Below are 13,837 nucleotides of genomic sequence, written 5' to 3'. Positions count from 1 at the left end.
AGAAATATACAACCCATTTAGTATTCACGATCAAAATACTGTCCATAGATGTTCAAAAATCAGACTCAGAGAATTAATTTTGCATCCGCTAAGAACACTCCGGAATATCCAGATTTCTTGGATATTCAGATTAAATCATTTCAAGATTTCTTTCAACTTGAAACTAAATCTGATCAAAGAGGAGATGAAGGATTATACAATACCTTCATGGAAAACTTTCCAATAACTGATACTAGAAATCAGTTTGTATTGGAATTTTTAGATTATTTTATAGATCCACCTAGATATTCAATTCAAGAATGTATAGAGCGTGGACTTACTTATAGTGTGCCTTTAAAGGCTAGACTTAAATTATATTGTACAGATCCAGAACATGAGGATTTTGAAACAATTGTACAGGATGTTTACTTAGGTACTATACCCTATATGACACCTAGTGGTACATTTGTTATAAATGGTGCAGAAAGAGTTGTAGTATCTCAATTACACCGTTCTCCAGGGGTATTCTTTGGGCAATCTTTTCACGCAAATGGAACTAAGCTTTATTCAGCAAGAGTAATTCCTTTTAAAGGTTCTTGGATAGAATTTGCTACAGATATCAATGGCGTTATGTACGCCTATATTGATAGAAAGAAAAAATTACCTGTTACTACTTTATTTAGAGCAATTGGTTTTGAAAGAGATAAAGATATTTTAGAAATTTTTGACCTTTCTGAGGAAGTAAAAGTTTCTACAGCAGGTTTAAAGAAAGTATTAGGCCGTAAACTTGCGGCCAGAGTATTGAACACTTGGCATGAAGATTTCGTAGATGAGGATACAGGTGAAGTTGTATCTATAGAAAGAAATGAAATTGTTTTAGATCGTGACACTATTCTTGAAAAAGATCATATTCAAGAAATTATGGATGCTGATGTTAAGACGGTATTATTACATAAAGAAAATAATGCGCAGTCTGATTATGCAATTATTCATAACACACTACAGAAAGATCCAACAAACTCTGAAAAAGAAGCTGTTGAACATATATACCGTCAATTACGTAATGCAGAACCGCCAGATGAGGAAACTGCAAGAGGTATAATTGATAAATTATTCTTTTCTGATCAACGTTATAACTTAGGTGAAGTTGGTCGTTATAGAATGAACAAAAAATTACAGTTAGATATTGGAATGGACAAGCAAGTCTTAACCAAAGAAGATATTATAACTATTATTAAGTATTTAATTGAGTTAATTAACTCAAAAGCAGAGATTGATGATATTGATCACTTATCTAACCGTCGTGTACGTACAGTAGGGGAGCAATTATCATCTCAATTTGGTGTAGGTTTAGCTCGTATGGCAAGAACCATTCGTGAGCGTATGAACGTTCGTGATAATGAAGTTTTTACACCAATTGATTTAATTAATGCTAAAACATTATCTTCTGTAATTAACTCGTTCTTTGGAACTAACCAGTTATCTCAGTTTATGGATCAAACAAATCCATTAGCTGAGATTACACATAAGCGTAGATTATCTGCACTTGGACCTGGAGGTTTATCAAGAGAAAGAGCAGGTTTCGAAGTGCGTGATGTTCACTATACGCACTACGGAAGATTATGTCCTATTGAAACACCAGAAGGTCCAAACATTGGTCTTATATCTTCTTTAGCAGTTTTTGCAAAAGTTAACCCAATGGGATTCTTAGAAACACCATACCGTAAGGTAACGGATTCTAAAGTTGATATTGAAGAGTTTAGATACTTAAGTGCAGAAGAGGAAGAAGGAATGAAAATTGCGCAAGCAAATATTCCTTTAAAAGAAGATGGTACAATAGATACAGAAAAAGTAATTGCAAGAGAAGAAGGAGATTTCCCAGTTGTAGATCCATCAGAAATACAATATACGGATGTTGCTCCAAATCAAATTGCATCTATATCTGCATCATTAATTCCATTCTTAGAGCATGATGATGCCAACCGTGCATTGATGGGGTCTAACATGATGCGCCAGGCAGTACCATTATTAAAACCACAATCTCCAATTGTAGGTACTGGTTTAGAGCGTCAAGTAGCATCAGATTCTAGAGTATTAATAAATGCTGAAGGAGAAGGTGTTGTTGAGTATGTAGATTCTCAGAAAATTACAGTAAAGTACGATCGTACAGATGAAGAGAGACTAGTTAGTTTTGAAGAAGATTCTAAGACGTACAAATTAGTTAAGTTTAGAAAAACAAACCAAGGAACAAGTATAAATCTTAAACCTATTGTTCAAAAAGGGGACAGAGTTAAAAAAGGGCAAGTTCTTTGTGAGGGATACGCAACAGAAAAAGGAGAATTAGCATTAGGTAGAAACTTAGTGGTAGCATTTATGCCTTGGAAAGGATATAACTTTGAGGATGCAATTGTAATTTCTGAAAAAGTTGTTCGTGAAGATGTATTTACCTCAATCCATGTAGATGAATACTCTTTAGATGTTCGTGATACAAAATTAGGAGCCGAAGAATTAACGCATGATATTCCAAATGTTTCGGAAGAAGCAACAAAAGATTTGGATGAAAATGGAATGATTCGTATTGGAGCAGAGGTTAAGCCTGGTGATATTCTTATTGGTAAGATTACACCAAAAGGAGAATCTGATCCAACTCCAGAAGAAAAATTATTACGTGCTATTTTTGGTGATAAAGCTGGAGATGTAAAAGATGCTTCCTTAAAAGCTTCACCATCTTTAAGAGGTGTTGTAATTGAAAAGAAATTATTCTCTAGATCTATAAAAGATAAGCGTAAGCGTTCCGAAGATAAAGAAGCAATATCTAAATTAGAATTAGAATACGAAGTAAAGTTTCAACAATTAAAAGATATCTTAATTGAAAAATTATTTATCATAGTTAATGGAAAAACATCACAAGGAGTATTAAACGATTTAGGGGAAGAGGTTTTACCAAAAGGTAAAAAATACACCATGAAGATGTTAAATGCAGTAGATGATTTTGCGCACTTAGTTGGTGGAAGCTGGACTACAGATAAAGATACAAATGCACAATTAGCAGATTTATTACATAACTATAAGATTAAGTTAAACGATCTTCAGGGTAACCTAAGAAGAGATAAATTTACTATATCTGTAGGGGATGAATTGCCAGCAGGTATTATTAAATTAGCTAAAGTTTATGTTGCTAAAAAACGTAAATTAAAAGTTGGTGATAAAATGGCGGGTCGTCATGGAAACAAAGGTATTGTTTCTCGTATAGTACGTCATGAAGATATGCCGTTCTTAGAAGATGGAACACCAGTAGACATTGTGTTAAATCCGCTAGGGGTGCCTTCTCGTATGAACATTGGTCAAATTTATGAGACTGTATTAGGTTGGGCAGGTCTTAAACTTGGTAAAAAGTTTGGAACTCCAATTTTTGATGGAGCTACTTTAGATCAGATTAATGCATATACTGATGAAGCAGGTATTCCAAGATTTGGACATACTTACCTTTATGATGGTGGTACTGGTCAGCGTTTTGACCAACCAGCAACAGTAGGTGTAATCTATATGTTAAAATTAGGACATATGGTAGATGATAAAATGCACGCTCGTTCTATAGGACCTTACTCTTTAATTACGCAACAGCCATTAGGTGGTAAAGCACAATTTGGTGGTCAGCGTTTTGGAGAAATGGAAGTATGGGCACTAGAGGCATATGGAGCATCTGCAACATTACGTGAAATATTGACTGTTAAGTCTGATGACGTTATAGGTAGAGCAAAAACATATGAATCTATTGTAAAAGGCGAAACAATGCCAGAACCTGGTTTACCAGAATCTTTTAACGTATTAATGCATGAACTTAAAGGTTTAGGTTTAGACATTAGATTAGAGGAATAAGTAAAAATCGATAAAACGATTTAAGAACACATTGTTAATTTAGTATCACCATTATATTATGGCTAGAATAAAAGATAATAACCCAATTAAAAGGTTCGATAAAATATCCATCGGATTAGCATCTCCTGAAGCAATTTTAGGAGAATCTAAAGGTGAAGTTTTAAAGCCTGAAACAATTAACTATAGAACGCACAAACCAGAGAGAGATGGTCTTTTCTGTGAGCGTATTTTTGGTCCTGTTAAGGATTATGAGTGTGCTTGTGGTAAATATAAAAGAATCCGTTACCGTGGTATTGTTTGTGACCGTTGTGGGGTAGAAGTAACAGAGAAAAAAGTACGTAGAGATAGAGTAGGGCACATTAATTTGGTGGTTCCTGTAGCGCATATCTGGTATTTCCGTTCTTTACCTAATAAGATTGGATACCTTCTTGGATTACCATCTAAGAAATTAGATATGATTATCTATTACGAGCGTTACGTGGTTATACAACCAGGTATTGCTAAAGGTCCAGAAGGAGAAGAAGTTAAGAAAATGGATTTCTTAACAGAAGAAGAGTATTTAAATATTGCGGAGGAATTACCGCAAGAAAATCAATATTTAGAAGATTCTGACCCAAATAAGTTTATCGCTAAAATGGGTGCTGAGTGCCTTATAGATTTATTAGCAAGAATTGATTTAACAGAATTATCTTATGAGTTAAGACATAAAGCAAATACAGAGACTTCTAAGCAAAGAAAGACCGAGGCTTTAAAAAGACTTCAGGTTGTCGAGGCTTTAAGAGAATCTCAAGAAAATAGAGATAACAGGCCAGAATGGATGATTATGAAAGTAATCCCTGTAATTCCGCCAGAATTACGTCCATTAGTACCATTAGATGGAGGTCGTTTTGCTACTTCAGATTTAAATGATTTATATAGAAGAGTTATTATTCGTAATAACCGTTTAAAGCGTTTAGTAGAAATTAAAGCTCCAGAAGTAATTCTTAGAAATGAGAAACGTATGCTTCAGGAATCTGTAGATTCTTTATTTGATAACACACGTAAAGCATCTGCAGTAAAAACAGAATCTAACAGACCATTAAAATCACTTTCAGATTCATTGAAAGGTAAGCAAGGTCGTTTCCGTCAAAACTTACTTGGTAAGCGTGTGGATTATTCTGCTCGTTCTGTAATTGTTGTAGGGCCAGAATTAAAATTATACGAATGTGGTCTTCCTAAAGATATGGCTGCCGAACTTTACAAGCCTTTTGTAATTCGTAAGTTAATTGAAAGAGGTATTGTAAAAACAGTTAAATCTGCTAAGAAGATAATAGATAAAAAAGAACCTGTAGTTTGGGATATCTTGGAAAATGTTCTTAAAGGACATCCAGTATTACTAAACCGTGCTCCTACGTTGCACCGTTTGGGTATACAATCTTTTCAACCTAAATTAATTGAAGGTAAGGCAATACGTTTACACCCATTAGCTTGTACGGCATTTAACGCCGATTTTGATGGGGATCAAATGGCGGTTCACTTACCATTAGGGCCAGAGGCTATTTTAGAAGCACAATTATTAATGTTGGCTTCTCAAAATATCTTGAACCCAGCAAATGGTTCTCCTATTACAGTACCTTCTCAGGATATGGTTTTAGGTCTTTACTATATGACTAAGGAAAGAAAGTCTACACCAGAAGTACCTATTAAGGGAGAAGGGTTAACTTTCTATTCTTATGAAGAAGTAGAGATTGCTTTAAACGAAGGAATGGTAAATCTTAATGCCGGAATTAAAGTTCGTGCTAAAGATTTTAATGAAGAAGGAGAATTAGTAAACAAGATTATACCAACAACAGTAGGTAGAGTATTGTTTAATATGAGAGTTCCTGAACAAGCAGGATATATTAATGATGTCTTAAACAAGAAGTCATTAAGAGATATTATTGGTGGAATTTTAGCTGTAACGGATGTTCCTACAACAGCAGATTTCTTAGATAGAATTAAGACTTTAGGATATGATTATGCCTTTAAAGGTGGGTTATCTTTTAGTTTAGGTGATATTATTATACCGAAAGAGAAACATGAAATGATTGCAGACGCTAATGGTCAAGTAGACGGCATTATGGCAAATTATAACATGGGTCTTATTACTAATAACGAACGTTATAATCAGGTTATTGATGTTTGGACTTCTACCAATGCACAGTTAACAGAGTTAGCTATGAAGCGTATTAGAGAAGACCAACAAGGATTTAACTCGGTATATATGATGCTTGATTCTGGTGCGAGGGGTTCTAAAGAGCAAATCCGTCAGTTAACAGGTATGCGTGGATTAATGGCGAAACCTAAAAAATCTACTGCAGGTGGTGGAGAAATTATTGAAAACCCGATTCTTTCTAACTTTAAGGAAGGTCTTTCTATTTTGGAATACTTTATTTCTACGCACGGTGCGCGTAAAGGTCTTGCTGATACAGCACTTAAAACTGCCGATGCAGGTTACTTAACACGTCGTTTAGTAGATGTTTCTCAAGATGTTATAATTAATATTGAAGATTGTGGAACATTAAGAGGTGTTGAAGTACAGGCACTTAAAAAGAATGAAGAAGTTGTAGAAACTTTAGGAGCTAGAATTTTAGGTAGAGTTTCTTTACATGATGTATATAATCCTTTAACAGAGGAACAATTACTTACTGCTGGTCAGGAAATAATGGAATCTGATGCGAAGAAGATTAATGAATCACCAATAGAAAAAGTAGAAGTGCGTTCTGCTTTAACTTGTGAAGCAAAGAAAGGTATTTGCGCTAAATGTTATGGTAGAAACTTATCTACAAATAAGATGGTACAAAGAGGTGAAGCTGTTGGTGTTGTTGCGGCACAATCTATTGGAGAACCAGGTACACAGTTAACATTACGTACTTTCCACGTGGGTGGTATTGCAGGTAACATTTCTGAAGATAACAAGCTTATTGCTAAATTTGGTGGTGTTGCTGAGATAGAAGATTTAAGAACAGTTACCGGAGAAGATTCTGAAGGGAACCCAGCAACAATTGTAATATCTAGAACATCAGAAATTAAAATTGTAGAGCCAAAGTCTGGAATTATTTTAAGTACAAATAACATTCCTTATGGTTCTCAATTATTTATTGAGAATGGAGCTAAAATTGCGAAAGAAGATGTAGTTTGTTCTTGGGATCCATATAACGGTGTAATTGTTTCTGAATTCCCAGGCCAAATTTCTTATGAGAATATTGAGCAAGGGGTTACGTATCAAGTTGAAATTGATGAACAAACAGGTTTCCAAGAGAAAGTAATTTCTGAATCTAGAAATAAAAAAATAATACCAACATTATTAATTAAGAATGGAGATGAAGTTTTACGTTCTTATAACTTACCAGTAGGTTCTCACTTAATGGTAGATGATAATGATAAGATTAAAGAAGGACAAATTTTAGTTAAGATTCCTCGTAAATCTGCTAAAGCTGGTGATATTACAGGTGGTCTTCCAAGAGTTACTGAGCTATTTGAAGCTCGTAACCCATCTAACCCAGCAGTTGTTTCTGAGATTGATGGTGTGGTTTCTTTTGGTAAAATTAAAAGAGGTAACCGTGAGATAATTATCGAATCTAAATTAGGAGAAGTTAAGAAGTATTTAGTAAAACTTTCTAATCAAATCTTAGTTCAGGAAAATGATTATGTAAGAGCTGGTATGCCACTTTCTGATGGTTCAATTACTCCAGAAGATATTCTTAAAATTAAAGGCCCATCTGCTGTGCAGCAGTATTTAGTTAACGAAGTACAAGAAGTATATCGTTTACAAGGGGTAAAAATTAATGATAAGCACTTTGAGGTTGTTGTAAGACAAATGATGCGTAAAGTGCGTATTGTTGATCCAGGAGATACTATTTTCTTAGAAAACCAATTAATTCACAAGCAAGACTTTATTGTTGAGAATGATGAAATATATGGTAAAAAAGTTATTACGGATGCGGGAGAGTCTGACACTATAAAAGCGGGTCAAATTATTACTGCCAGAGAACTTAGAGATGAAAATTCTATCTTAAGAAGAGAAGATAAAAACTTAATTGAAGCAAGAGATGCAGTAGCTGCTACTGCAACTCCAATACTTCAAGGTATTACACGTGCATCTTTACAGACGAAATCATTTATATCGGCTGCTTCCTTCCAGGAAACAACTAAAGTATTAAATGAAGCTGCTGTAAGTGGTAAAGTAGATACTTTAGAAGGATTGAAAGAAAATGTAATTGTAGGTCATAAAATACCTGCAGGAACAGGAATGCGAGATTATGATAATATCATTGTTGGCTCTAAAGAAGAGTATGATGAAATTATGGCTCGTAAAGAAGCTTTAAAGTTTTAAATTAAAAATAACCCTCGATGAAAATCGAGGGTTGTTTTTTTATAGCTGTTTTCTATACTAACTTTACAATAGTAGAGTTTTATAAGAGTATTAATTTAGAAATAGAATTATGAGTGATGAATCTAAAAAACAACAACAAATAAATATAGAATTAGATGAAAAAACTGCAGAAGGTACTTATTCTAATCTTGCGGTAATTAATCATTCTGTCTCAGAGTTTGTTGTAGATTTTATAAGTATGATGCCTGGTGCTCCAAAAGCCAAGGTAAAAAGCAGAATTGTGTTAACACCACAGCATGCTAAAAAGTTCTTAAGAGCTTTGAGTGATAATGTGGATCGGTTTGAAACAGCTCATGGAGTTATAAAAGATTACGAGCAACAACCTATCCCAATGAATTTTGGGCCAACTGGTGAAGCGTAAAAAAAGCGATGGAATTAAATTTCATCGCTTTTTTTATTTTAGAAAATTCTGCTAATCAAACTCAGAAGTAAAATGTAATTTTACATTAGGATATTTCTGCTGCGTCATTTGTAAAGAGAAACTAGAGTCTGCTAAGAAAACTAGTTGTCCTTTTTTATCTTTTGCTAAGAACTTCTGTTTAACACGAATAAACTCTTTAAATTCATCTGCTTTGTTGTTAGATTGGTCTACCCAACAAGCTTTATGTACAGGGAAGTTTTCATAGCTACATTTTGCACCATATTCATGCTCTAGACGATACTGAATCACTTCAAACTGTAAAGCTCCAACGGTACCAATTACTTTTCTACCATTTAATTCTAAAGTAAAAAGCTGTGCCACACCTTCGTCCATTAGTTGGTCAATTCCCTTGTAAAGTTGTTTAGATTTTAAAGGGTCAGCGTTATTTATATACCTAAAATGTTCTGGAGAAAAACTAGGAATACCTTTGTAGTTTAATTGTTCTCCTTCGGTAAGAGTGTCACCAATTTTAAAGTTTCCAGTATCATGAAGCCCTACAATATCTCCAGGATAAGAGATGTCAACAATTTCTTTCTTTTCTGCAAAAAAGGCATTAGGACTTGAAAACTTTAATTTTTTACCTTGGCGTACATGTAAATATGGTTTGTTTCTTTCAAAAGTGCCAGAAACTATTTTTACAAATGCTAATCTGTCTCTATGCTTTGGGTCCATATTGGCATGTATTTTAAATACAAAACCAGAAAGCTCTTTTTCATTAGCATTTACTAATCTTTCTTCTGCTAATTTTGGTCTAGGAGGAGGAGCAATATTTATAAAACAATCTAATAGTTCACGCACCCCAAAGTTGTTTAGAGCAGACCCAAAAAACACAGGTTGTTGTTCTGCTTTTAAATAAGCTTCTTTGTTAAATTCTGGGTAAACTCCACTTACTAATTCTAGATCATCTCGTAATGTGTTTGCAGCTTTTTCCCCAATTAATTTTGTTAGTTCGGGGCTTTGTAAATCATCAATAGCAATAGTGTCTTCTATATTTTTTTTACTATCACCACTAAATAGATTTACATTTTTTTCATAAATATTGTAGATACCTTTAAAGTCGTACCCCATACCTATAGGAAAACTTAAGGGGGTTACTTTTAAGCCGAGTTTTTGTTCTAAATCGTCTAATAAATCAAAAGCATCTTTACCCTCTCTGTCTAATTTATTAATAAAAACTAGCATTGGTATGTTACGCATTCTACAAACTTCCACTAATTTTACAGTTTGCTCTTCAACACCTTTTGCAACATCAATAACAACAATAACACTATCAACAGCGGTTAAGGTTCTAAATGTGTCCTCTGCAAAATCCTTGTGACCAGGAGTGTCTAAAATATTTATTTTTTTGTCATTGTATATAAAAGCTAAGACAGAAGTTGCAACAGAAATACCTCTTTGTCTTTCAATTTCCATAAAGTCACTGGTGGCAGTTTTTTTTATTTTATTGTTTTTTACAGCTCCAGCTTCTTGTATGGCGCCTCCAAATAATAATAACTTTTCTGTTAAAGTGGTTTTACCTGCATCTGGGTGAGATATTATTCCAAATGTTCTCCTTCGTTGTATTTCGGTCTTAAAATCCATGGTATAAATTTGGTGCAAAAGTAAGGTAAAATATAAAACTATTTTACGGAGTTGTTCTTAATATAAGAAAGTAATATCATCGATTAAATACATTTTTTATCGATGAAATGCATTGTCACAAAATTTTTAAAAAATCTAATTTTATCGACAAACTGTTCCTGTACTGAGAATGAGTAACCTTTTAACGATGATATTAGGTTTTTAAAGAATTTACACAATTTATGAGAAGAAAAGAATTTGATGAAAAGATTTTTACATTTATCTTGCGTTATTATACAATGCTCCCAGCATCTTACTATTTATAAATTTTCTTACTAGCCATGGTGATAAGTAAAACTAAAATTACTACCACTTATGGAACTTTTTACTGCTTATATTTTTAAGAAAAGTATAATATCTAAATTAGGTTTATGTTTGTTTTTAATAACCTCTTCATCTTTTGCTATAGATGATGGTGATTTTAAAACTGAAAGTAAACTTTTTCTAAATTTATTTAGTAGTGATTTAGATTTAGATAATGATGGTATTTTAAATAGTGTAGAAGATAGTAATGCGGATGGGGATGATAATTATTTAACAAATCCTACGGATTCAGACGATGACGGAATTCCTAATTATATGGATATAGATTCAGATAATGATGGTATTTTAGATAATATAGAAGGACAAAAAACATCACTTTATGTTATGCCTTCTGGGTTTGATTCTAACAATAATGGTTTAGATGATGCTTATGAAGGAGCATATGGCTTTGGAATTAATCCATATGATACTGATAATGGGGGGATTCCTGATTACTTGGATATAGATTCTGATATTGATGGTATACGTGATAATATTGAAGGACAAGAATTTACAGATTATATTGCACCCTCAGGGCTAGATATTAATAATAATGGTTTAGATGATGCTTATGAAGGAACATATGGTTTTGGTATTAATCCTATTAATTGTGATGATGATGAATTTCCAAATTTTAGAGATTTTGATTCGGATAATGATGGAATTAAGGATAAGGTCGAAGCTCAAACTTCAGAAGATTATATAGCACCTACAGGAGACGCGAATAATAATGATATAGATGATTCTTATGAATTAGGATTAAATCCAATAGATACAGATGGAGATAATATTCCAGATTATGTAGATATAGATACTGATAATGATGGTATTTTAGATAATGTTGAGAGTCAGTTATATAATAATTATATAGCGCCTTCAGGTATAGATAATAATAATGATGGTTTGGATGATGTTTATGGTGGAGGTGGTATTAATCCCGTAAACTCAGATAATGATGTTAAACCAGACTTCAGAGACATAGATAGTGATAATGATGGTATTCCAGATAATATAGAAGCACAGATTACTGAAGGCTATATACACCCTTTAGGGTTAGATTCAGATTTTGATGGTCTTGATGACGCTTATGAAGGTACAAATGATGAAGGTATTACTGTAGTTAATACAGATGGAGAAGACACACCAGATTATATAGATTTAGATAGTGATAATGATAGTGTTCCAGATAATAATGAAGGAAACGACTTTAATTTTGATGGTGTTCCCGACCAAGTTTACACAGGAGAGGATACCGATGGCGATGGTTTAGATGATGGTTATGAAGGTAGTGATGTAAATGATGGTTTTGATGTAAATGATGAGATTGATAATCCAAGAACTGACTTACCAGATACCGATGGTACAGAGGATGTAAACTATAGAGATTTAGATGATGATGGTGATGGAATAAATACTCCAGATGAAGATTTAGATGGCGATGGTAATCCAACAAATGATGACACGGATGGCGATGGCACACCAGACTATTTAGACGCAATAGATGATAAAGATACAGATGGAGATGGTGTTCCAGATGTAGCAGATTTAGATGACGATAACGATGGTATCTTAGATATGGATGAGGATCCAAATTTAGATGGAGATAATAATCCAGCAACAGATTCATTAGATACCGATGAAGACGGTATTCCAAACTATTTAGATATAGATGCAGATAATGATGGTATTCCAGATAATGTAGAAGCACAAACTACAGATGGCTATATAGCACCAAATGAAGATGATGCAGCTACTTATACTTCAAATGAAGGATTAAACAGTGCGTATCCAGATGGTTTAACACCAGTTAATACAGATGGAGAAGATACACCAGATTATATAGATTTAGATAGTGATAATGATAGTGTCCCAGATAATAATGAAGGGAATGATTTTAATTTTGATGGTATTCCAGACCAGACCTATACAGGAGTAGATACCGATGGCGATGGATTAGATGATGGTTACGAAGGAAGCGATGTAAATGATGGTTTTGATGTAAATGATGAAATTAATGATCCAGCAAATGATTTACCAGATACCGATGGTACAGAAGATGTAAATTATAGAGATTTAGATGACGACGGAGATGGAATAAATACTCCAGATGAAGATGCAGATGGTGATGGTGACCCAACGAATGATGATACAGATGGCGATGGTACTCCAGATTATTTAGACCCAACAGATGATCGTCCGGATACGGATGGCGATGGCGTTCCAGATTATGCAGATTTAGATGATGATAATGATGGTATATTAGATACAGTTGAAGATCCAAATTTAGATGGCGATGACGATCCAGCAACAAACCTGTTGGATACAGATAATGATGGTATTCCAAATTATTTAGATATAGATGCAGATAATGATGGTATTCCAGATAATGTGGAGGCACAAACTACAGATGGCTATATAGCACCAAATGAAGATGATGCAGCTACTTATACTTCAAATGAAGGATTAAACAGTGCGTATCCAGATGGTTTAACACCAGTTAATACAGATGGAGAAGATACACCAGATTATATAGATTTAGATAGTGATAATGATAGTGTTCCAGATAACAATGAAGGGAATGATTTTAATTTTGATGGTATTCCAGACCAGGCCTATACAGGAGTAGATACCGATGGCGATGGATTAGATGATGGTTACGAAGGAAGCGATGTAAATGATGGTTTTGATGTAAATGATGAAATTAATGATCCAGCAAATGATTTACCAGATACCGATGGTACAGAAGATGTAAATTATAGAGATTTAGATGACGATGGTGATGGAATAAATACTCCAGATGAAGATTTAGATGACGATGGTAATCCTACTAATGATGACACGGATGGCGATGGTACACCAGATTATTTAGATGCAATTGATGATACTCCTGAAATTTTTGAAATTGAAATTAATCAAATAGTATCACCAAATTCTGATGGTAAAAATGACTTTTTATTTATACGTGGAGTAGAGAATGCAGTTAATAATTCATTGAAAATTTATAATCGTTGGGGAGTAGCAGTTTATGAGGGAGAAGAGTATAATAATCAAAATAATGTTTTTGATGGTAAATCAAAAGGTAGATCAACAGTAAGTGGAAGTGAATACTTACCAGCTGGAGTATATTTTTATATATTTGAATATGATAACCAAAACGATAGTCTTAAACATGTAACCAATAGTGGTTATATTTATGTAAGTAAGTAATCAATTATAAAACA

The 13,837-nt window shown here is 33.6% G+C and carries 5 protein-coding genes; 4 read left to right on the top strand and 1 reads right to left on the bottom strand.

Annotated features, from left to right (window positions below; genetic code table 11):
• Positions 1–48: 48 nt before the first annotated feature.
• From rpoB to Q0945_RS13995, 3 genes are all read left to right on the top strand, one after another.
• Entirely contained in the window at positions 49–3,858 is a 3,810-nt protein-coding gene (gene rpoB / locus Q0945_RS14005) for a DNA-directed RNA polymerase subunit beta (protein WP_299435656.1), read from the top strand.
• Positions 3,859–3,916: 58 nt separating this feature from the next.
• On the top strand, positions 3,917–8,212 hold the full coding sequence (rpoC, locus tag Q0945_RS14000; RefSeq protein WP_299435654.1) for a DNA-directed RNA polymerase subunit beta': 4,296 nt from the start codon (positions 3,917–3,919) through the stop codon (positions 8,210–8,212).
• A 109-nt stretch (positions 8,213–8,321) separates the two neighbouring features.
• Positions 8,322–8,633: a DUF3467 domain-containing protein gene (locus tag Q0945_RS13995; protein ID WP_299435652.1), complete on the top strand. Its 312-nt coding sequence runs from the start codon at positions 8,322–8,324 to the stop codon at positions 8,631–8,633.
• Positions 8,634–8,684: 51 nt separating this feature from the next.
• Here the strand turns inward: Q0945_RS13995 and Q0945_RS13990 are convergent, their stop codons facing one another.
• Positions 8,685–10,274, bottom strand: coding sequence for a peptide chain release factor 3 (locus tag Q0945_RS13990; protein ID WP_299435651.1), 1,590 nt, complete (start codon positions 10,272–10,274; stop codon positions 8,685–8,687).
• Between the two features lie 354 nt (positions 10,275–10,628).
• Here Q0945_RS13990 and Q0945_RS13985 point away from each other — a divergent pair, with 354 nt between their 5' ends.
• The gene (locus tag Q0945_RS13985; RefSeq protein ID WP_299435649.1) at positions 10,629–13,823 is read left to right on the top strand and encodes a gliding motility-associated C-terminal domain-containing protein; all 3,195 of its coding nucleotides are present in this window, start codon (positions 10,629–10,631) and stop codon (positions 13,821–13,823) included.
• The last annotated feature ends 14 nt before the right edge of the window (positions 13,824–13,837 follow it).

The sequence above is a fragment of the uncultured Maribacter sp. genome, from assembly GCF_947500405.1.
Lineage (GTDB): Bacteria > Bacteroidota > Bacteroidia > Flavobacteriales > Flavobacteriaceae > Maribacter_B.
This window is presented reverse-complemented; position numbering and strand designations above follow the sequence as displayed.